The sequence below is a fragment of the Pandoraea pnomenusa genome, from assembly GCF_040391475.1.
GTDB classification, from domain to species: domain Bacteria; phylum Pseudomonadota; class Gammaproteobacteria; order Burkholderiales; family Burkholderiaceae; genus Pandoraea; species Pandoraea pnomenusa_C.
Genome location: NZ_JBEBXS010000037.1, coordinates 1 through 19,432 on the forward strand (window position 1 = coordinate 1; position 19,432 = coordinate 19,432).

Consider the following 19,432-nt stretch of genomic DNA (forward strand, 5'->3'; position numbering starts at 1 on the left):
ATGGCGGCGCATCGCCCTCTGTTGGGTTTTTTGGGGGGGGGGGTGGGGGCGTGCCCTTTTGTTTTTTTGTGGGGGGGGGGGGGGCGCGGGCCCCCCCCCCCCCCCCGCGGGTATGGGGGGTGGGGAGGACGTTGGTGGTGGATGGACGGGCGGTGTCGACGACATCGATAACGTGGGAGCAAAAAAGGCAGTTCGATGATTCGAACTGCCTTTTTTGTGCACCCCAAACGCTGGGCATGGAGAAACCGACATCACCCACCCCACAAGCCATAAAAAAAAGGCGGCCCGGAACCCGAAGCCGCCTTTTCCGCTCACCTGAAAAAACGCAGGCAAGCCCGGAGAGAATTACATCCCCGGCATCATCAGCGCGTTGGCGTTGTGCATGATCCACAGCGAGCCGACGAGCACAATGGCCACGATCAGGATCGTGAATGCGAAGGCCATCACGTTCCAGCGTTGTTCCGACGAGCGGTCCATGTGCAGGAAGTAGACGAGGTGGACGATGATCTGCACGAGGGCTGCGCCGAGGATCAGCGGCAGCACCGTCGACGGCGGCATCGAACCGTCCATCACGAGCTTGAACGGCACGACGGTCAGGATCACCGCGAGCACGAAGCCGATCAGGTACGACTTCACGCTGCCATGGCTGCCACCGGCTGCATTGTGGCCAGCTTCGTGGCCGTGCGATTGCACCGAGTTGCTATTGCTCATTTACATGGCTCCCATCAGGTACACGACCGTGAACACGCCGATCCAGACCACGTCCAAGAAGTGCCAGAACAGCGAGAGGCATTGCAGACGGGTGGTGTTGGTCGTGCTCAGGCCCTTCTTGCCGATCTGGAACATCAGCACGGCCATCCACAGCAGGCCCGAGGCCACGTGCAGACCGTGGGTGCCCACGAGTGCGAAGAACGCCGACAGGAAGCCGCTGCGGTTCGGGCCGGCACCTTCGAGGATCAGGTGGTGGAACTCGTACAGTTCCATCGCGATAAACCCGGCACCCAGCAGCCAGGTGATCGCCAGCCAGCTCATCACGGCGCCCTTCTTGCCGTTGTGCAGACCGACCATGGCGAAGCCATAGGTGATCGACGAGAACAGCAGGATGAACGTTTCGACAAGAACGAACTTCAGGTCGAACAGTTCGTGGCCGGTGGGGCCGCCCGCCGTCGAGTTACGCAGCACCGCGAAGGTGGCGAACAGGCCGGCGAACAGCACCAGGTCGGTCATCAGGTACACCCAGAAACCGAAGATCGTGTTGCCCCCGGTGTCGTGGTGCGCGTGGTCATGCGCATGCGCATCGGCATGCGCGCCAGAGTGTTTGAGAACTTCGCTCGTCATGATTAAGCCTTTGCTGCTGCGGCCAGTGCCTGATGGTGAGCCGATTCAATGGCCACCACTTCCGGCGACTGCACGTAGTAGTCGATCGAATCGTCGTTGCTGCGGCAGATGAACGTGACGATCATGCCCACGAAGCCGACGATGGCGAGCCACCAGATGTGCCAGATGGCGGCGAAACCGAACACCAGCGAGAACGCGCTGATGATGAAGCCTGCGCCCGTGTTCTTCGGCATGTGAATCGGCGCGTAGCTCGTCTTCAGATCGCTCTTGATGCCGTGTTCCTTGCGATAGGCCAGCTCGTCGATGTCGTGCACGCGCGGCTCTTCGGCAAAGTTGTAGAACTGCGGCGGCGACGACGTCATCCACTCCAGCGTGCGGCCATTCCAGGGGTCACCCGTGGTGTCGGCCAGCGCCTTGCGGTTCTTGATCGAGACGACCAGTTGCAGCACCTGGAAGCCAATACCGGCAGCGATGAACAGGGCACCGATCAGCGCGGCGATCAGCCACGGTTGCCATGCCGGGTTGTCGTAGTGGTTCAGGCGACGGGTCATGCCCATCAGGCCCAGCACGTACAGCGGCATGAACGCGAGGTAGAAGCCGATCAGCCAGCACCAGAAGCTTGCCTTGCCCAGACGCTCGTCGAGCTTGAAGCCGAAGGCCTTCGGGAACCAGTAGTTCATACCGGCGATGTAACCGAACAGCACGCCACCGATGATCACGTTGTGGAAGTGAGCAATCAGGAACAGCGAGTTGTGCAGCACGAAGTCGGCACCCGGCACGGCCAGCAGCACGCCGGTCATGCCACCGATCACGAACGTGACGATGAAGCCCAGCGTCCACAGGACCGGGGTGGTCATCTGCACGCGGCCACGGTACATCGTGAACAGCCAGTTGAAGATCTTCACGCCGGTCGGGATCGAGATGATCATCGTCGTGATGCCGAAGAAGGCATTGACGTTGGCACCCGAGCCCATGGTGAAGAAGTGGTGCAGCCACACGATGAACGACAGCACGCCGATGCAGGCGGTGGCGTAGACCATGCCCTTGTAGCCGAACAGCGCCTTGCGCGAGAAGGTCGCGATGACTTCGGAGAACACACCGAACGCCGGCAGCACCAGGATGTACACCTCCGGGTGACCCCAGATCCAGATCAGGTTGATGTACAGCATGGCGTTGCCGCCACCATCATTGGTGAAGAAGTGCGTACCCAGGTAACGGTCCAGGGTCAGCAGCACCAGGGTGATGGTCAGCACCGGGAAGGCAGCGACGATCAGCACGTTGGTCACCAGGGCAGTCCAGGTGAACACCGGCATCTGCATCAGCTTCATGCTGGGGGTGCGCATCTTGAGGATGGTGATGAAGAAGTTGATACCACTGAGCGTGGTACCCAAACCCGCCACCTGTAGACCCCAGATGTAGTAGTCCATGCCGACGCTTGGACTGTATTCGATGCCCGACAACGGCGGGAACGCCAGCCAGCCGGTGGCAGCGAACTCACCGATCCACAGCGACAGCATGATCAGCACCGCGCCCGCCACGAACAGCCAGAAGCTGAGCGAGTTGACGAACGGGAACGCAACGTCGCGCGCACCGATCTGCAGCGGCACGGCCAGGTTCATCAGGCCGGTGATCAGCGGCATCGCCACGAAGAAGATCATGATCACGCCGTGGGCGGTGAAGATCTGGTCGTAGTGATCCGGCGGGAGAATGCCGCCCGAGTTATGGGCAAGCGCGAGCTGGGTACGCATCATCATGGCGTCGGCAAAGCCGCGCAGCAGCATGACAAGCGCCACGAGCACGTACATCACGCCGATCTTCTTGTGATCGACCGACGTCACCCACTCGTTCCAAAGGTACTTCCACTTGCCGAAGTAGGTGAGCAGGGCGACGAGGCCCAGCCCGCCCAGCACCATCATGCCGACCGCGCCGACGATGATCGGCTCGTGGTACGGGATGGCTTCGAGGGTCAGTTTGCCAAACAGCGTTGACATTGTTGTTTACTCCTTATGCGCGTGCGCAGCCGCACCGGCGTGCATCGCGTGCGCGCCGGCGTTGTCCATGGCCATGGTCATCGACTGGCCGTTCTGCACGTTGGCAGCGGCGGCCGGAGCCGTCGCGGCGTCGGTGCCCGCGCCCTTCATTTCCATCTTCATGTCCATGCCCTTCATTTCCATGGCACCGTGGTTTTCATGGCCTTCATGCTGCTGGGCCATGCCGGTTGCCATCGGGGCGTGCACGATCGACTGGAACATGTTCGCGTCGACCGAGCTGTAATACGTGACCGGCGTGTTCTCGCTCATCGGAACCAGCGAAGCGTAGGCGTCCTTGTCGAGCACCTTCTTCGACTCGCGCACCTTCGTCACCCATGCCTGGAAGTCGCCATCGGTCATCGCCAGCGTCTTGAAGCGCATGCCCGAGAAACCGCCGCCGCTGTAGTTCGCCGAAATACCGTCGTACGAGCCGACGTGGTTGGCGATCAGGTGCAGCTTCGTCTCCATGCCCGCCATCGTGTAGACCTGGCTACCCAGTTGCGGAATGAAGAACGAGTTCATGATCGATTCCGAGGTGATCTTGAAATTCACCGGGGTATCGACCGGAACGGCCAGTTCGTTGATCGACGCAATGCCCTGGTCCGGGTAGATGAACAACCACTTGTAGTTCATCGACACCACTTCGACCGTGATCGGCTTCACTTCGCTTTCCAGTGGCTTGTACGGATCGAGTTCGTGGGTGGAGACCCAGGTGATGCGCGCGAGAATCGCAATGATGATGATCGGCACGAGCCAGACCACAACCTCGATGGCCGTCGAGTGCGACCAGTTCGGTTCGTAACGCGCCGTCTTGTTGCTCGCGCGGTACTTCCACGCAAACCACAGCGTCATCAGGATGACCGGGATCACCACAATCAGCATCAGCCACGTGGCCGTGAGGATCAGGTTCTTGTTCTCTACGCCAATCTGCCCTTTAGGGTCGAGCAGCGTCATGTCGCAGCCAGCCAAAATCAGCGGCGAGCACAAGGCGAGGAGCCTAAACAATCGCGGGTTTCTGTGTTTCTTCATGTCACACGACAGGTTGAGTTGGCCAGCGAACGGCACAACACGGGCTTACCGGCCTGATGCAGGGTCGCAGGAGGTTGGCAAGGGTTAAGGTGAGACGGGAGCAGTCGTCACGCCGGTATTGCACCGGTCGAACTACGACGACTGTGTCATCGAAACGACGTGAACCGGGGCGGATTGCCGCCCGCAGACCTCAAGTCACTGTCCGACTTCTTGTCTTTTACTTCCATCACGGTGCGGCATTATGCCGAAGTTTAATTAGACCGCCCATCGCCCACCCACCGGCGCGACAATGTGTCGCGCAGCCCTCACGCGTACGCGCGCGACGATTTCCGAGCAGATCGACACCTTTTTGGCGGTAAACGCTGTGCAATGCAGCAATGGGTGAAGGTTCGCAAATTTCAACGGGTGCGACGTTGTGTCGCACCCTGATTTGCCGTGTCGCAGCGAAACGCACCAGATTGGTGCGAGTGTGCAGGGAGGATGTAGGGTGGCGGTATTGTGCCCGGGATTTCAGTCCAGCGACAGCCGGACGGCAAACGCCATGAGCGCCGCCCCGAATGACCAGCGTTGTACTTTTTGTGCAAGCGGCCGATGGCGCAACCACCGCGCGATGCGCGCCGCCCCGAACGCGAGCGTCACATCGAAGATCGCGCCGACGACCAGTAGCAGCACGCCTAGCTCGAGCACCTGCGACCACACCGGCCCCGCTTCCGGACGGATGAACTGCGGCAGCAGCACCGAACAGAACAGGAGTGCCTTCGGGTTGAGCACACTGGAGAGCACGCCGCGGCGCACGGCATGCGAGAGCGGCGGCGCCGCGTCGGTCGGCTGCGCGGCGGCCTCGATGCCGAAAGCCGGCGAGCGCCAGATCTGGATCGCCACCCATGCAAGATAGATTGCACCGACGAGACGCACCGTCTCGAACAGCCACGGTGCCGCGCGCAGCAACGCCGCCACACCGCAGGCCGACAGCGTTACATGTCCGGCGCGCGCGAGCGCCAGCCCACCTGCGGTGGCCAAGCCGTGTTTTACGCCTCGCGTCATGCTCGTCTGCATGACAAGCGCCATGTCGGGGCCGGGCAACGCGTATACGACAACCAGCGCGCCAATGAAAACCGTGAGCAACTGCAGCGAAACCATGACTTTTCCCCTGGACGGTCGAAGCGACCGAAAACAGGCATATGATCTCGCCAATTCATGAGCGATACATGGCGTTTTCCACCCAATAAATTCCAAATAATTAGCGTATTAAGCCAACGAAACACCATTCCATCGAGTATTACCAATAAACCTGCAAGCCACGTCGCCATCCGCCCTAGTCCGGAAGGATGAGGGCAACACTATCCCGAAGGGGCCTTTCGTGGTGGAATGCCATCTTTGAAGCGGATTTTTTAGCGGGATACCTACAATGAACGAACTGGACGCCACCGATCGGGCGATTCTCGCCATCGTGCAACGCGATGGCCGCATCTCCAATGCCCGGCTCGCCGAGCGCGTGTCGCTCTCCGAAACCCCATGCGCGAGGCGTTTGAAACGGCTCGAGGCCGAGGGCTACATCACCGGCTATCGCGCAGAACTCTCGCACCGCGCATTGGGCCTGGGTGTCACGGCTTTCGTTCATGTGCGTTTCGCCGTGCACGACCGCTCGTTGTCCGAACAGTTCGAGCGCGAAGTGCAAGCGATCGATCGCATCGTGTCGTGCCACAACATTTCCGGTAGCGCCGACTATCTGCTCGGCGTAGTCGCCACGGACCTCGACGACTACGGCATGTTCACGCGCGACGTGCTGCGCGCCCTGCCCGGCGTCTCGTCCATCGAGTCGATGCTGTCGTTGCGTGAAGTCAAACGCGACAGCGGCGCACCGTTGCTGTAGGTCGACGCATAGGGCGGCGCACGATGGCACGGCGTGCGTTTGCCCGTAGAATGGCGGCCTGACCCGACCTGCGGGTCCGCTCACACACTAGGTGCCTCATGTCGGACGCCATGCCCGCCGTACCTGCTTCAACGACTTCCCCCGTGCCTCCCACGGGGCACGCCGCGCCGGCCTCGGCGCGCGACGACGCCCTGATGTTCGATCTCGCGCCCGTCTCGCTCTGGCTAGAAGACTTCAGCGGCGTGAAGCAGTTGTTCGACACATGGCGCGCGCAGGGCGTGTCCGACCTGCGCGCACATTTCAAGTCCGATCCGGCATCTGTCTCGGCCTGCTCGCAACGGATCCGCGTCATCAAGGTCAACCAGCGAACGCTCTCGATGTTCAACGCGCCGTCGCTCGACACGCTCGTGGCCAATCTGCCGCGCGTGTTCCGCGACGACATGCTCAAGACGCACATCGAGGAACTCTGCCAGTTGTGGGACGGCCGCACGCACTTCACGAGCAAGACGGTCAACTACACGCTCGACGGCCGGCGTCTCGATGTGCTGCTCAACGGCTCGGTGTTGCCCGGCCATGAAGGCACGCTCGCACGCGTGCTGATCTCGCTCGAAGACGTGACCGAACTCGAACACGCCCGTGAGCGCGTGACGATGGGCGAGCAATACGCACGCGGCCTGTTCGAATACTCACCGGTCTCGCTGTGGGTGGAAGACTTCAGCGCGATCAAGTTGTTGCTCGACGACGCGCGCTCGCGCGGCATCACCGACTTTCGCACCTTCACCGACGTGCATCCGGAGTTCGTCGAGCGCTGCATGAACGAGATCGACGTGCTCGACGTGAACCGTCACACGCTCGCGATGTTCGTCGCGCCCGACAAGGCCACGCTGCTCGCCCGGCTGCCGGACGTGTTTCGCGACGACATGCGTCACAACTTCCGCGAGCAGTTGATCGACCTGTGGGAGAACAAGCTCTTCCAGCAGCGCGAAGTCATCAACTATGCGCTCGACGGCAACGAGATCAACGTCCATCTGCAATTCGCCGTGCTGCCCGGTCACGAGGCACGCTGGGATCTGGTGCTCGTCGCGCTGACCGACATCACCGCACGCAAGAAGGCCGAGTCGTATCTCGAATTCCTCGGCAAGCACGACGTGCTCACCAAGCTGCGCAACCGATCGTTCTACGTGGACGAACTCAATCGACTCGAGCGCAAGGGCCCGTATCCGGTGACAGTGGTCGTGGCCGACCTGAATGGCCTGAAGGCCGTGAACGATCAACTCGGTCACGCCGCGGGCGACGGTCTGCTGCGACGCGCCGGCGAAGTGCTCGGCAAAGCCGTTGTGGCGCCGCAGATCGCGGCGCGCATCGGCGGCGACGAGTTCGCGCTGTTACTGCCGTCGACCGACGCCTCGGGCGGTGCGTCCGTGATCGAGAGCATTCGTCAGCTCGTGGAACTCAACAACTCGTTCTATCCCGGCACGCCACTCTCATTCTCGATGGGCACGGCCACCTGCGAGGCCGGTGAACGGCTCGAGGCGACCATTCAGCGTGCCGACCTGCTGATGTATGAAGAGAAGCGCAATCATTACGCCGGCAGCGTGAACGAACGGCGCGGGTTCGACGTATTGCCCGCCGCACCGGGCGACAGCGGCTCGTAAGCCACGTAGGCGGCCGCGCTTCCCGCCTCGCCGGCATCGCTTCCCCGCCCTAACGGCTCGCATATCAATGCGAGCCAGTCGACGAACGCACGCACGCGCGGCGACACACGCTTCTGCGCGGGATAGGCGGCCGAGAGGCGCAGCGCGGGCGGCGGGCAATTCGGCAGCACCGGCACCAGACGCCCCGACGCGAGATACGGCGCGGCAGCCAGCAGCGTCGGCTGAATGAGTCCGAGTCCTTCGATGCCGGCCGCGAGATAGGCCGCCTCGTCCCCCACATGCAACTGCCCGCGCGTGCGCACACACGTGGGACGCCCGCCGACCAGCAGCGTGAGATCGCCGCAGCGTGTCGGCAAGGTCGAGGGCGACAACAGCGGCGCACCGCCTGCCACTGCACCGCCCAGCGCACCGCCTGGCGCATTGCCCAGCGCCCTGTCCTGCGCCCTGTCCTGCGCCCTGTCCTGCGCCTTGTCCTGCGCCCTGTCCTGCGGCCTGTCCTGCGCCCTGTCCTGCATAGGCAGCGGCATCAGCGTCTCGGCGGGCGCCGTCAGCCACTTCACCGACGTGTGCGTTGCGAGGTCGTCCGGATCATTGGGCACCCCGTGGGTTTCCAGATACCGGCGGCTCGCACACGTCACCCTCGGCAGATCGCCCAGATGCCGCGCGACGAGCCGGGAGTCGGGCAACTCACCCAGCACCACGCCGCAGTCCACGCCGTCGCCGCGCCAGTCGCCATGCGCCGGTGTCGCATCCAGTGCGATTTCCAGCCCCGGATAGCGCGTCTGGAACTCGGCAAGCGACGGCATCACGACTTCGCGTGCAATGACCGGTGGCAGCACCACGGCCAGCCGTCCGCGCAGTTGCGCGTGCGCACCGAAGAGCCCCGACTCGACTTCCTCGACGTCTGCGAGAATCGCCGCGCAACGCTCGTAGTACGCTGCACCCTCCATCGTGAGCGCCACGCGCCGCGTCGAGCGCGTGAAGAGCGCCACGCCGAACCAGCGTTCGAGATGCTGCACCTGTGTGGTCGCCGTGGCGCGCGGAATGTCGAGCGACGACGCCGCCTTCGTGAAGCTGCCGACTTCGGCCACACGCACGAACGTGCGCATGGCGGTGATGCGATCGATCATGATGCCTCCTGCCCGGTCACCGGCGCCGCCACCTTGCCGCGCCACACGATCACGGCGGCGAGCGCCGGCGCCAGCGCAAAAACCGTGAACAGCCACGCCGATGCACGTTGCGCGGCTTCCAATGCCCCCTCCGCCAGACCGGCCGAGTTCGCCACCAGCCCCGCGAGCGCCGAGCCCAGCGCCATCGAATACAACTGCACGGTCGTGATCGACGCCGAGGCGAGCTGCGCCTCACCCGGGCGCGCCGCCGTCATCACCCGCGTGAGCAGGTGCGGCCAGCCAACGCCCACACCGACACCCACGCCGAACAGCGCCACACACACGCCCGCCGTGCCCGACGCGCTCTCGAACAGCGCGCGCTGCGGCAGCAGCCACGCCAGCGCGAGCATGCCCAGGGTGACGATCACCGGACCGGTTCGCACGCGCCGCTCGGCGGCCTCCCCCTGGCGCCCCGCGCTCGTCATCGAACCGACCGACCAGCCGGCCGCCATCAGCGCAGCGAGATAACCGGCTGCGAACGGCGTCTGCCCGTGAATCGTCTGCAGGAAGTAAGGGATGTAGATTTCACTCGTCGTCGCCAGCCCAAGCAGGCTCATCGCCGCGTACAGTCCGCCGAGCCGCGTGCGCACCGAGTAGGCACCTGTCGGCATCAGTCGGGGCAAGGCATGCCGCGCGCTGCGCTCGCGTTGCGACAACCACCAGGCGAGCACCAGCCCCACGAGCATCCATGCGGCGGCCAGCCAATGCGAGCCAACGACAGCGCCGAGCGAAATCGCGACGACCGACGCGCACAGCAGCATGACCTTGAACCAGGGAACGGTCTGCCCGTCGTCTGTCGACGACGGTGCGGTGTTCGCATCGGCAGCGTGGGCTGTCGGTTCTGCCACGCGTCCGGCAGGAACCTGCGCGCGAATGATCAGACCGAGCCCGACGACCACCGGCAGCAACGACCAGAACGCCCAGCGCCAATGGCCGAACTGCGCGAACACACCGCCAACGGCCGGGCCGCACAACGTGGCCACGCCCCACATTCCCGACACCAGCCCCATCGCCCGCGACCACAGCGCTGGCGCGAACACGATGCGGATCAGCGAGTAACTGAGGGCGAGCAGAATGCCACCGCCGAAGCCTTGCAAGGTGCGGCCCGCCAGCATCCACGGCATGGATGGGGCCGCGGCACAAAGGATCGTCCCGCCGCTGAAGCCGAGCAGCGCCGCCACGTACGAAATGCGCGGCCCGAGCGTGGCGAGCAGCTTCGAGGCAAGCACCGATCCGAGAATCGATGCCACCACGAACAGTGTCGTGTTCCACGAATAGAGATCCAGCCCGCCGATCTCTTTCACGATCGACGGCAGCACCGTCGTCGCCACATAGACGTTGGTGGCATGCAGCGCCACCCCACCCGCCAACGCCAGCGACCGCCAGCCATTGTTGCCACTCAACAGATCGCGCCAGCCCGGCGCCGCGTTTGTTGTTCTTGTCGTGCTCGTTGTCATGGATGGACAGCCGTCCGCCGGACGACTAATATGCAAGGAAGTTCTTGGATATTACATGCCGCAAAATGAATTACCCAAATAACCACTTGGATAATAGGGCAGTCGTCCCTGCCCCCGGTGCGGGGCATGAGCGCGTGTTGCACTGGCTGAAGACGCAGGGGCCGGCGTCGACCGCCGAGGTCGCGGCAGGGTTGGGGATTACGGCGGAGGCCGCACGTCAGCAGGTACAAAAGCTCGTCTCGGACGGCTTGCTCGTCGGCGAGACGATGCCCTCACGGGGCGCGGGCCGACCGCGCCAGGCGTGGGCGCTCACCGAAGCCGGTCACGGCCGCTTTCCCGACGCGCACTCGCATCTCACGATTCAGTTGATCGGCTCGATCCGTCAGTTGTTCGGCGAAGATGGCCTGGATCGATTGATCGCGCAGCGCGCGCTCGAGACGCGCGCCCATTACCGGGAGGCCGTCGATCCGCTACCGGGACTTCCGGCACGGCTGGAGAAGCTCGCGGAGATTCGTTCGTCGGAAGGCTATATGGCGCGCGTGGAGCGCGACGGCAACGACTGGTTGCTGATCGAGGATCATTGCCCGATCTGCGCGGCAGCCAAGACGTGCCAGGGCTTTTGCCGCACCGAGCTGGAGTTGTTTCAGGAACTGATCGGCGAGCGCGGCACGGTCTCGCGCGAAACCCATATTCTCGCTGGCGGGCAACGCTGCACGTATCGCGTGCGGACCGCCTGATTCACGATGGCGCCGACTGGCCCGGCGCCGTCCGGAGAACAGCGGGTCAGCCGGCTGGCCGGCTATCGCGGCTGGAACGCGATCAGGCTCATCCCCACGAGCGCCACGGCCACGCCGGCCACGTCCCACGACGTCGGACGCATGCCGTCCACCAGCCACAGCCACACGATTGCGACGGTAATGTATACGCCACCATACGCGGCGTAGACGCGCCCCGCCGCCGCCGGGTGCAGCGTGAGCAGCCACGCGAACAACGCCAGCGAAATCGCCCCGGGCACGAGCAGCCACGCACTGCGACCCTGTTTGAGCCACAACCACGGCAAGTAGCAACCCACGATTTCCGCCACCGCAGTGGCGATGTAAAGCGCAAAGGTTTTCATGGCTGCGATTATGCCCGGCGCCATGTCGATGCGTCACCGCACAATGACCTACAATGCCGCGTTCACCGGAGAAGCTCATGGAATCGTTGGAAGCCCGCGTCGTCGAACTCGAGATCAAGACGGCGTTTCAGGAAGATCTGCTCGAAACGCTCAATGGCATCGTTACGCGTCAGGAGCAGCAAATCGACTTGCTGCAGAAACAGTTCAAGGCGCTTTACCAGCAAATGCTCTCGCAAGGACAGAGCGGCGGCGATGGCAATCCGCAGCATGAGATTCCACCGCACTATTGAAAAGTCCGGCACAGCACTCAGAACGATTCCCCATCCGTTGTGTCACATCTGCATCGACGTTTCAGCCACGGCCCTGCCGTGCGCGTCTCACGTCTCACGGACCCGCGCAACATGACTTCTCGCCGCCCGCCGCATCCTGCCCAGTCCTTCTTGCTCGACGAGCCCGGTGCCACCGGCATCTCGCGCCGCGACGCGCTGCGCCTGGCCGCCATCGGCATGCTCGGTGCGAGCCTTGCCGCACTCGTTCGCCCGGCACGCGCCGCTTACAACATCTGGACCGGCGAATACACGATGACGCGCCAGGACATCGAGTCCGCCGTCAACAAACGCTTCCCCACGACGCTTAACTACGGCCAGTTGCTGACGGTCGAGCTCACGCATCCGCTGGTCGGTTTCAATCCGCAGGCCAACCGCGTGAACACGCAGGTCGACGCGCAATTGCAGAACGTGCTGCTGCAAGGACAGCCGCTCAAAGGCGTGCTCGCGATCTCGAGCGCGTTGAAGTACGACCCGGTCAAACGTGCCGTGCTGCTGGACAACCCAAGCGTGGAACGCGTGGACGTGAATGGCATGCCCCCCGCCTACGGACAGCAACTGACGGCGATCGGCGGCACGGTCGCGCAGCAGGTGCTCAACCAGTACCCGATCTATACGTTCAAGCCAGAGCAATTGCGTTATGGCGGACGCGACGTCGAGCCGGGCGCCATCACCGTGCTGCCCGACGGCATCAAGGTCGAGGTCAAGACGAAGTAATTGCCGTCGACACCCGCGCTGCGCACCGAACGCCGTAACGAACAAGGGCAGCCCGAGGGCTGCCCTTGTCGCATCTGCGTTCCCGGCGTTGCAGCCGGGTTCGCGCGTCGCTGACGATGGCTCAGACCACCGTGAGCGTCACGTCGATGTTGCCACGCGTGGCGTTCGAGTACGGGCACACGATGTGCGCCTTCTGCACGAGGTCTTCCACCACCTTGCGATCGACACCCGGCACGCTGATCTTCAGTTCGGCCTGAATGCCGAAGCCCGTCGGAATCTGCCCGATGCCGACACTGCCGTCGATCTTCGTCTCGGCCGGCAGCGCGACCTTTTCCTTGCCCGCGACGAACTTCAGCGCGCCGAGGAAGCAAGCGGAATAGCCGGCAGCGAACAGTTGCTCAGGGTTGGTGCCGCCAACGCCGGGGCCGCCCATTTCCTTGGGCACGACCAGCTTGACGTCGAGCACGCCATCCGAGGAGACGGCGCGGCCGTCACGGCCTCCGGTGGCGGTGGCATGAGCGGTGTACAGCACTTTTTCGATCGACATGACGAACTCCTGGTAAGTAGAGAATTTCACTTCCAAACTTCGACCGCACCGGCCCGGCGCGCCATCGTGGCATTGCCTGCTGACCGAACGATCTGCCTGACATACAAACGCGCGTCGAATCACGTCATGACGCTTTCCGGGCGCGTGTGTTCCCGCGTCGACGATACCGATGTGCCCCACGTGTCCGGCACCTTCCGGGCCGAACTGCGTTGCACGCAAACACCGTCAACGATCTTAATGCACCTTCTCGACAACCATCGTGACTACCCGGCGGCATATCGCCGGCGATCGTCTCGATTTTCACACCCCCAAAACTATCTATTACTAGATAGGTAGTCAGCGACAAATAAACGGGAGTTCGACTCCCGTGTTACCGCGGCCCGGACTCCGGACCGACGCCGTGCCTTTCAGGCGACGCCGCACACCGACGCCACCACGTCCTCCAGTCTCGACGGCGCCCGAAACAACCGCGACGCCATCACGCTGCCCTGAAACCCGGCGAACAGCGCACGGGCCGTCGCTTCGACCGACGACGTCAGCGTCATCGATCCATCCGCCACGCCTTCGGCCAGTACCCGTGCCAGCCAGTCTTCGTGAAACGTGAAGAAGCGTTGCACCGCTTCGCGCACCGTCTCCGGCAAGGTCTCGATGTCGGCGGCGAGCATGCCGCACAGACAGATCCGATGACCATCCGCCACGATACGTCCGAACCCTTGCGCATACTGCGTCAGCTTCTGCACCGGCGGCAGCGCCTCGTCGATGGTCGCCAGCCCTTCGCTGATCGCCGCGTCGTAAGCCTTCACCGCTTCAAGCACCAGATCTTCCTTGGCGGGGAAGTAATAGTGGATGCTCGACGTCTTCACCCCGACACGCTCGGCCAGATCCCGATAGCTGAAGCCGTTGTAGCCTCGCGTCATCAGAAACGTCTGCGCGTGATCGAGCAGTTGCTCTCTGACGGTCGGTGCTGCGGTCGATGTCGTTGTGCGGTTCATGAAACGAACTTTATCTACTGATAGGTAGATAGTCAAGACGTTTCATCGAAAAGCGTCATTGGTATTTTCGATGGTGCTCATAGCCGCCCGGTCCAAAGCAAAACGGCGGCCCGAAGGCCGCCGTTTCTTGATGTCGCCAAGATCGCCGCCAGTCGCCTGGCGGCCGGACTTCGTCAGAAGTCGATCTTCGCGTTCAGCGCCACCATGCGCGGGTCGGCCGGCTTGATGTAGTTGTCGTACTGATATTCCCAGTACTTGCGGTTGGTAAGGTTGCTGACCGCAGCGCGCAGCGTCACGTCCTTGCCGGCGACGCGCGTGCGGTACGTCGCACCGATGTTGATGAGCGTGTAGCCCGACACCGTGAGCGAGTTCTGCGGATTGAGCGCCGTGCGACCGTTGTAGCGAATGTCGCCACCGACCGACAGGCCCGGCACGAACGGGATCTTGTAGTCGACGTTGGCCGAGAGCACGAAGCGTGGTGCACCGCCCACGCGGTTGCCGTCGAAGCCGTTCGCCGTGCGGGCATACCAGGCGTCCAGCGCCATCGCGCTCGCGCCGAGCGTCCATTGCGGCCCGAGCTTCACCGAGCCCGCCACTTCGATCCCCTGATAGATCGACTGGCCATCCGCCACACGGGCGTTGGCGCTATTGGTGTATACGGCACCGCGCTCGATACGGAAGATCGACGCCGTCGTGCTCCACGTGGCCTGCTCCGTCTTCACGCCAACTTCGTACTGACGGCTCTTGAACGGATTGAGCACCGCCCCGGCGTTCGAATAGTTCGACGCCACCACTTCGCCCGCTTCCAGCGCTTCAACATAGCTGGCGTACGCCGTGGTATTCGGCGTGAGCTTGTACATGACGGCCAGCGTCGGCGTGAACACCCCGTTGGTCGAGTACGTCGATACGCCCTGCGCGTTCGTCTGGTTGTAGTTCGTGAAGCGCCCGCCTGCGAGCACCGACCAGCGATCGGTCAGTTGCACCGTATCCGACGCGAACACGGAACGCTGCTCGATCGCGCTGGAACGCTGCGCCTTGAGCGGGGTGCCGTCGCCGTAGAACTGGTACGACGTGCCCTGGAACAGGTTGCCGCTGTAGGTCGGGCTGTAGGTATAGGCGTAGTCGTTGGTCTGGTACTGCGACGCAAGCCCGAACGTCAGTTGATGCGTGAACGGGCCGGTGTGGACCTTGCCTTCCGCCGTCACCTGCCACGCGCGGAACATGTTGACCTCATCGCCCAGGTCGTTCTGGCCGCTGAAGTCGCCCGCACCGTTGAGCAGGTACAGCGTGGCTTCGTTACGGTCGCGCGTCGACTTGTTGAATGCGTAGTTCGCCGAGACCTTCCAGTCCGGCGTGATCTGGTATTGCAGGCCCGTCGTGTAGAACTGGGTGATCGTGTTCAGGTGCGTGGCCTGCGTTTGCAGGTTCGCATTCGACACGTTGATCGGGCCCGGCAGTTGCGTGCCGGTGAAGTTGTATGTCGAGAGCGACGGCGACGTGCCCGTGGCGCGGCGATCCTGATACATCATGCCGAAGTTCCACGTCAGATCGCGCGTGATGCGCGTATCGAGCGCCACCGAGACCGTATCGCGATTCAGGTTGCCGTCGGTATAGGTGCGACCTTCTTCGTGCGTGTAGTTCACGCGGGCGCCGAACATGTCGTTCGGGCCGGCACGGCCGCCGAGATCGACGTGCTGACGCCAGATGCCTTCGGACTGGAAGCCGACGTCCACACTGGCCACGCGCTCGTCCGTCGGCTTCTTCGTGACATAGTTCACCACGCCGCCCGGCGCGACGAAGCCGTACATGAAGCCCGAGAGCCCCTTGAGCAATTCCACGCGTTCGAACTGCTCGTAAGGCATGGTCACGCCGTAGGTCATCACGGGCATGCCGTCGAGCTTGAAGCCGGACTGCCAGTCGATGGGCATGCCGCGCACGTAGATGTACCCGGCCCACGCGTCGAAAGCGTTGCTGCCGTCGGTCACCGAGGCGTCGGTCACGAAGACGTCGCCAAGCTTGGCCGGCTGACGCTGCTCCAGTTGCTCCTGGCTCACGACAGTCGTCGAGAACGGCGTGTCGAGCTGACTGCGCGAACCGAGCGCGCCCGCCGCCACCGATTGCTTGAGGTTCTGCGGCGTCTCGCGCAGCGCCGAGCTGGTAACCGTGGTGGCCTTGAGCGTCGCTTGTGCTGCGCCGTCGGCCGCACCTACAGCGTTAGTCGCGTTGGGCGCATTGGTCGCGTTGGTCGCGTTGGTCGCATCGGCGGCATTCGTGGCGTCGGCGGCACCCGGCGCCGTCTGGGCGAAGGCAGGCGCGACGGCGAACGTCAGCAACGTGGCCATGGCCAGCGGCGCAAGTGCGCTACGGGGACGAACGGCGTCGAAAGCACCAAAGGCGCGCTGCGCGGCGAGGCGTCCGGTCGCACGCGGCGTGCGAGGGGCGTGAGCAGAAGACATGCTGAAATTCCCGTGTATCTATCGAAAACTGTTTTATTAATGAGAATCGTTAACGTTCTCATTTGAGTTTCGGGATATTAGCAAACCTCAGCCCAGCGTCAACAAATGTTGTCGTCGGATGTCCGCCACAACACCGAAATACAACATTTCCAATCCTTACCAACGGTAGGGGATGGGGATCTGTGCTATCGCGCGCGCATCCGGCGGCATGGCCGGGGGGCAATGCCTCGTCGGATCGAATCGTCAGGCGGCCTGCGACTCTTGGCACCGCTCGGGATACGAGCCGCTTGGCGAACGAATAAATAGGCTAGTATTGCGGCACTGTCGCCGACCGAGCGGCTAATTGAATGGAACGCCGGCCCCCATCCGGGGCACGCGCGCTAAGTGGTATGGAACTCGACGCCATTGATCTGAAGATTCTGCGGGAGCTGCAAGCCGACGCCCGCCTCACCAACGTGGAACTCGCCTCGCGGGTGAACCTCTCGCCCTCGCCTTGTCTGGCACGCGTAAAGGCGCTCGAAGCGGAGGGCTACATCCGGCAGCGCGTGACGCTGCTCGATCCGTCGCGGCTCGGGTTGCACATCAACGTATTCATTCACGTCACCCTCGAAAATCAGAACCGCGACGGACTCGACGCCTTCGAAGCGGCCGTCACCGCCCTGCCGAACGTCATGGAGTGTTACCTGATGTCCGGCGACGCCGACTACCTGTTGCGTGTCATGGTCAGCGACATGAGCGCCTACGAGACGCTCATCACGGACCGGCTCTCGCGCATTCCGGGGATTCGCAACATCCGTTCGAGCTTCGCGCTCAAGCAGGTCATGTACACCACGGCGGTACCGGTGCCCGACGCGTCCGGCGATGCCTGACGCCGACGCCGCCGAAACCTCCGGTCGGCCCGCCGCCGCTCGCGCGGGCATCAGCGATGTCACTTTGCCGGCTCAGGCAGCTCAGGCAGCCCAGGCGCCGCAAGGTGGCGCGAGTCAGCAGATCGCGCTACACGTGGCGGCCATGTTGTTCGGTGCATCGGCACTGTTCGGCGAACATATCGCGGCCAGCAGCACCCTGATCGTGTTCGGACGCGGGCTGTTCTCGATGCTCGCGTTGAGCGCCATCGCCCTCGTCGGATGGGCCGGTCTGCGCAGCGCGGCTCGCCTGTCCGGCGGGCTACCGTGGCGGGGCATCGCGCCGACGTCTGCCGTGCGGCTCATCGTGGCCGGGATCCTGCTCGCAGTGCATTGGCTCGCATTCTTTCTCGCCATCAAGACCGGTGGCGTGGCCGTCGGCACGCTCGGCTTCGCCTGCTTTCCCGCATTCGTCATCTTGATCGAGTGGCCGTTGCGCCGCGAGCGCCCGACGCCTGGCGACGCTGGCGTGATCGCGCTCGTATGCATCGGGCTTGCGCTCGTGACACCCGCGTTCGACTGGCAGGCGGGCGCGACGATCGGCCTCGCGTGGGGCGTGCTCTCCGGTGCGATCTATGCCGTCATCGCGCTTTCCAACCGCGTGCTCGGCGCGACGGCATCGCCCTTGCAGGCGAGCTGGTGGCAATGCGTCGGCATCGTGCTGGTGCTCGCACCGTTTGCCTGGCGCGAAGCCCTGACGCTGCCCGCCGTGCAATGGGGATGGCTCGCCTGTCTGGGCGTGGTGTGCACCGCGCTCGCCTACACCCTCTTCATTCACGCGCTGCGCACTGTCAAAGCCAGTCAGGCCGCCGTGGTGATCGCACTCGAACCGGTCTACGCCATTGCCTTCGCGTGGGTACTGTTCGGCACCTCGCCCACGCTCAAGATGGCCGTGGGCGGCGCGTGCATCGTCGGCGCCGTGGCCTGGTCCGGTTCGATGCGCTCACGCCGCACCGCGCACTGAGCGCAAACGGCTCGGCAACCATCAACCTCAGACGAACATGCCGCCCGACGCTTCGATGCGCTGGGCGTTGATCCAGCCCGTTTCGTCGGCGAGCAGTGCCGCGACCATGCCGCCAATGTCGTCGGCTTCGCCCACGCGTCCGAGCGCCGTGTTCGCCGCCACCATCTGATGAACGCCCTGATTGTCACGCACCGTGCCGCCGTTGAAGTCGGTCGCGATGGCACCCGGCGCCACGGTGTTGGACCGGATACCGCGCGCGCCCAGCTCCTTGGCCAGATAACGGGAGAACACTTCGATGCCGCCCTTCATCATGGCGTAGGCCGATGCGCCAGGCAGCGAGAAGCGTGCGAGACCGCTGGACACGTTCAGGATCCGGCCGCCGTCGGCGATCAGCGGCAGCAGCGCCTGCGTCAGGAAGTACGGCCCCTTCAGATGCAGTCGCACCAGTTCGTCGAACTGCGCTTCCGTCGTCTCTGCAAAAGGTTGATGCAAACCGGTGCCGGCGTTGTTGACGAGGAAGTCGAACGTATCGCGTTTCCAGACGTCGTTCAGCACATGCCTGATCTGCGCTGCGAACGGGGCGAACTGTGCCGAATCCGAAACGTCGAGCGGCAACGCCACGGCGTTCGCGCCAAGCTTCGTGATCTCGGCGACGACGGCATCGGCCTCGGCGCGCTGGCTGCGGAATGTGAGGATGACGTCGATACCGCGACGGGCGGCGGCGAGCGCCGAAGCGCGGCCCAGACCGCGGCTACCACCGGTGATGAGAACGATCTTGCGAGTCATGGTGAGGCTCCTGATGGCGATGGGCGTCGCACATTTGCCCGCCCGGTTGAACGCGATCGACGGCTGGCTCG

General features: G+C 63.6%; 19 protein-coding genes. 7 read left to right on the forward strand and 12 right to left on the reverse strand.

The genetic code is table 11. From position 1 onward, the window contains the following. Window positions 1–345: 345 nt before the first annotated feature. The 5 genes from ABWO90_RS23765 to ABWO90_RS23785 all read right to left on the reverse strand — a co-directional run bounded on the left by ABWO90_RS23765 (window position 346) and on the right by ABWO90_RS23785 (window position 5,537). Window positions 346–711 (reverse strand): cytochrome o ubiquinol oxidase subunit IV, encoded by a 366-nt coding sequence (locus ABWO90_RS23765; RefSeq protein ID WP_353193676.1) that lies wholly within the window; start codon window positions 709–711, stop codon window positions 346–348. Then, entirely contained in the window at window positions 712–1,338 is a 627-nt protein-coding gene (locus ABWO90_RS23770) for a cytochrome o ubiquinol oxidase subunit III (RefSeq protein WP_353193677.1), read from the reverse strand. Between the two features lie 2 nt (window positions 1,339–1,340). After that, window positions 1,341–3,320: a cytochrome o ubiquinol oxidase subunit I gene (cyoB, locus tag ABWO90_RS23775; RefSeq protein WP_353193708.1), complete on the reverse strand. Its 1,980-nt coding sequence runs from the start codon at window positions 3,318–3,320 to the stop codon at window positions 1,341–1,343. A 15-nt stretch (window positions 3,321–3,335) separates the two neighbouring features. After that, window positions 3,336–4,397, reverse strand: coding sequence for a ubiquinol oxidase subunit II (gene cyoA / locus ABWO90_RS23780; RefSeq protein WP_353193678.1), 1,062 nt, complete (start codon window positions 4,395–4,397; stop codon window positions 3,336–3,338). Between the two features lie 510 nt (window positions 4,398–4,907). After that, a complete protein-coding gene (locus ABWO90_RS23785; RefSeq protein WP_353193679.1) occupies window positions 4,908–5,537 on the reverse strand; it encodes a LysE family translocator in 630 nt (209 codons plus the stop codon). 268 nt (window positions 5,538–5,805) lie between these two features. Here ABWO90_RS23785 and ABWO90_RS23790 point away from each other — a divergent pair, with 268 nt between their 5' ends. After that, entirely contained in the window at window positions 5,806–6,270 is a 465-nt protein-coding gene (locus tag ABWO90_RS23790; protein ID WP_353193680.1) for an Lrp/AsnC family transcriptional regulator, read from the forward strand. A gap of 110 nt (window positions 6,271–6,380) precedes the next feature. Next, complete coding sequence (locus ABWO90_RS23795) at window positions 6,381–7,925, forward strand: sensor domain-containing diguanylate cyclase (RefSeq protein WP_502922694.1); 1,545 nt, start codon at window positions 6,381–6,383, stop codon at window positions 7,923–7,925. On the opposite strand, the gene ABWO90_RS23800 is transcribed toward ABWO90_RS23795, so the two are convergent. Continuing rightward, window positions 7,853–9,055 carry a LysR family transcriptional regulator gene (locus tag ABWO90_RS23800; protein WP_353193681.1) on the reverse strand — a complete coding sequence of 401 codons (1,203 nt, stop codon included), beginning with the start codon at window positions 9,053–9,055 and terminating at the stop codon, window positions 7,853–7,855. The two genes, ABWO90_RS23795 and ABWO90_RS23800, sit on opposite strands and share 73 nt — an antisense overlap. Further along, entirely contained in the window at window positions 9,052–10,551 is a 1,500-nt protein-coding gene (locus ABWO90_RS23805; RefSeq protein WP_353193682.1) for an MFS transporter, read from the reverse strand. The genes ABWO90_RS23800 and ABWO90_RS23805 overlap by 4 nt, the downstream gene beginning before the upstream one ends. A 134-nt stretch (window positions 10,552–10,685) precedes the next feature. Here ABWO90_RS23805 and ABWO90_RS23810 point away from each other — a divergent pair, with 134 nt between their 5' ends. Then, window positions 10,686–11,288, forward strand: coding sequence for a helix-turn-helix transcriptional regulator (locus ABWO90_RS23810; protein WP_353193683.1), 603 nt, complete (start codon window positions 10,686–10,688; stop codon window positions 11,286–11,288). A gap of 62 nt (window positions 11,289–11,350) precedes the next feature. Here the strand turns inward: ABWO90_RS23810 and ABWO90_RS23815 are convergent, their stop codons facing one another. Continuing rightward, on the reverse strand, window positions 11,351–11,668 hold the full coding sequence (locus tag ABWO90_RS23815; RefSeq protein ID WP_502922693.1) for a YnfA family protein: 318 nt from the start codon (window positions 11,666–11,668) through the stop codon (window positions 11,351–11,353). Window positions 11,669–11,754: 86 nt separating this feature from the next. Between ABWO90_RS23815 and ABWO90_RS23820 the strand changes: the two genes are divergently transcribed. Together ABWO90_RS23820 and ABWO90_RS23825 are read left to right on the forward strand one after the other, a co-directional pair. Beyond that, entirely contained in the window at window positions 11,755–11,958 is a 204-nt protein-coding gene (locus ABWO90_RS23820; protein WP_353193711.1) for a SlyX family protein, read from the forward strand. Between the two features lie 216 nt (window positions 11,959–12,174). Then, the gene (locus ABWO90_RS23825) at window positions 12,175–12,711 is read left to right on the forward strand and encodes a DUF1439 domain-containing protein (protein WP_502922695.1); all 537 of its coding nucleotides are present in this window, start codon (window positions 12,175–12,177) and stop codon (window positions 12,709–12,711) included. Window positions 12,712–12,832: 121 nt separating this feature from the next. Here the strand turns inward: ABWO90_RS23825 and ABWO90_RS23830 are convergent, their stop codons facing one another. From ABWO90_RS23830 to ABWO90_RS23840, 3 genes are all read right to left on the reverse strand, one after another. Then, a complete protein-coding gene (locus tag ABWO90_RS23830; protein ID WP_353193685.1) occupies window positions 12,833–13,258 on the reverse strand; it encodes an organic hydroperoxide resistance protein in 426 nt (141 codons plus the stop codon). A gap of 407 nt (window positions 13,259–13,665) precedes the next feature. Next, complete coding sequence (locus ABWO90_RS23835; protein ID WP_353193686.1) at window positions 13,666–14,250, reverse strand: TetR/AcrR family transcriptional regulator; 585 nt, start codon at window positions 14,248–14,250, stop codon at window positions 13,666–13,668. A 173-nt stretch (window positions 14,251–14,423) separates the two neighbouring features. Continuing rightward, a complete protein-coding gene (locus tag ABWO90_RS23840; protein ID WP_353193687.1) occupies window positions 14,424–16,706 on the reverse strand; it encodes a TonB-dependent siderophore receptor in 2,283 nt (760 codons plus the stop codon). 389 nt (window positions 16,707–17,095) lie between these two features. On the opposite strand from ABWO90_RS23840, the gene ABWO90_RS23845 reads away from it, so the two are divergent. Continuing rightward, window positions 17,096–17,575: an Lrp/AsnC family transcriptional regulator gene (locus tag ABWO90_RS23845; protein ID WP_353193688.1), complete on the forward strand. Its 480-nt coding sequence runs from the start codon at window positions 17,096–17,098 to the stop codon at window positions 17,573–17,575. Continuing rightward, complete coding sequence (locus ABWO90_RS23850) at window positions 17,568–18,575, forward strand: DMT family transporter (RefSeq protein WP_353193689.1); 1,008 nt, start codon at window positions 17,568–17,570, stop codon at window positions 18,573–18,575. The genes ABWO90_RS23845 and ABWO90_RS23850 overlap by 8 nt, the downstream gene beginning before the upstream one ends. A 27-nt stretch (window positions 18,576–18,602) precedes the next feature. On the opposite strand, the gene ABWO90_RS23855 is transcribed toward ABWO90_RS23850, so the two are convergent. After that, complete coding sequence (locus tag ABWO90_RS23855) at window positions 18,603–19,361, reverse strand: SDR family NAD(P)-dependent oxidoreductase (RefSeq protein WP_353193690.1); 759 nt, start codon at window positions 19,359–19,361, stop codon at window positions 18,603–18,605. Window positions 19,362–19,432: the final 71 nt, after the last annotated feature.

What these genes read in the sequence shown, in the direction of transcription:
- ABWO90_RS23765 (WP_353193676.1), bottom strand. Translation starts at nt 711, where the DNA reads ATGAGCAATAGCAACTCGGTGCAATCGCACGGCCACGAAGCTGGCCAC.
- ABWO90_RS23770 (WP_353193677.1), bottom strand. Translation starts at nt 1,338, where the DNA reads ATGACGAGCGAAGTTCTCAAACACTCTGGCGCGCATGCCGATGCGCAT.
- cyoA (WP_353193678.1), bottom strand. Translation starts at nt 4,397, where the DNA reads ATGAAGAAACACAGAAACCCGCGATTGTTTAGGCTCCTCGCCTTGTGC.
- ABWO90_RS23785 (WP_353193679.1), bottom strand. Translation starts at nt 5,537, where the DNA reads ATGGTTTCGCTGCAGTTGCTCACGGTTTTCATTGGCGCGCTGGTTGTC.
- ABWO90_RS23790 (WP_353193680.1), top strand. Translation starts at nt 5,806, where the DNA reads ATGAACGAACTGGACGCCACCGATCGGGCGATTCTCGCCATCGTGCAA.
- ABWO90_RS23795 (WP_502922694.1), top strand. Translation starts at nt 6,381, where the DNA reads ATGCCCGCCGTACCTGCTTCAACGACTTCCCCCGTGCCTCCCACGGGG.
- ABWO90_RS23800 (WP_353193681.1), bottom strand. Translation starts at nt 9,055, where the DNA reads ATGATCGATCGCATCACCGCCATGCGCACGTTCGTGCGTGTGGCCGAA.
- ABWO90_RS23805 (WP_353193682.1), bottom strand. Translation starts at nt 10,551, where the DNA reads ATGACAACGAGCACGACAAGAACAACAAACGCGGCGCCGGGCTGGCGC.
- ABWO90_RS23815 (WP_502922693.1), bottom strand. Translation starts at nt 11,668, where the DNA reads ATGAAAACCTTTGCGCTTTACATCGCCACTGCGGTGGCGGAAATCGTG.
- ABWO90_RS23825 (WP_502922695.1), top strand. Translation starts at nt 12,175, where the DNA reads ATGCTCGGTGCGAGCCTTGCCGCACTCGTTCGCCCGGCACGCGCCGCT.
- ABWO90_RS23830 (WP_353193685.1), bottom strand. Translation starts at nt 13,258, where the DNA reads ATGTCGATCGAAAAAGTGCTGTACACCGCTCATGCCACCGCCACCGGA.
- ABWO90_RS23835 (WP_353193686.1), bottom strand. Translation starts at nt 14,250, where the DNA reads ATGAACCGCACAACGACATCGACCGCAGCACCGACCGTCAGAGAGCAA.
- ABWO90_RS23840 (WP_353193687.1), bottom strand. Translation starts at nt 16,706, where the DNA reads ATGTCTTCTGCTCACGCCCCTCGCACGCCGCGTGCGACCGGACGCCTC.
- ABWO90_RS23845 (WP_353193688.1), top strand. Translation starts at nt 17,096, where the DNA reads ATGGAACTCGACGCCATTGATCTGAAGATTCTGCGGGAGCTGCAAGCC.
- ABWO90_RS23850 (WP_353193689.1), top strand. Translation starts at nt 17,568, where the DNA reads ATGCCTGACGCCGACGCCGCCGAAACCTCCGGTCGGCCCGCCGCCGCT.
- ABWO90_RS23855 (WP_353193690.1), bottom strand. Translation starts at nt 19,361, where the DNA reads ATGACTCGCAAGATCGTTCTCATCACCGGTGGTAGCCGCGGTCTGGGC.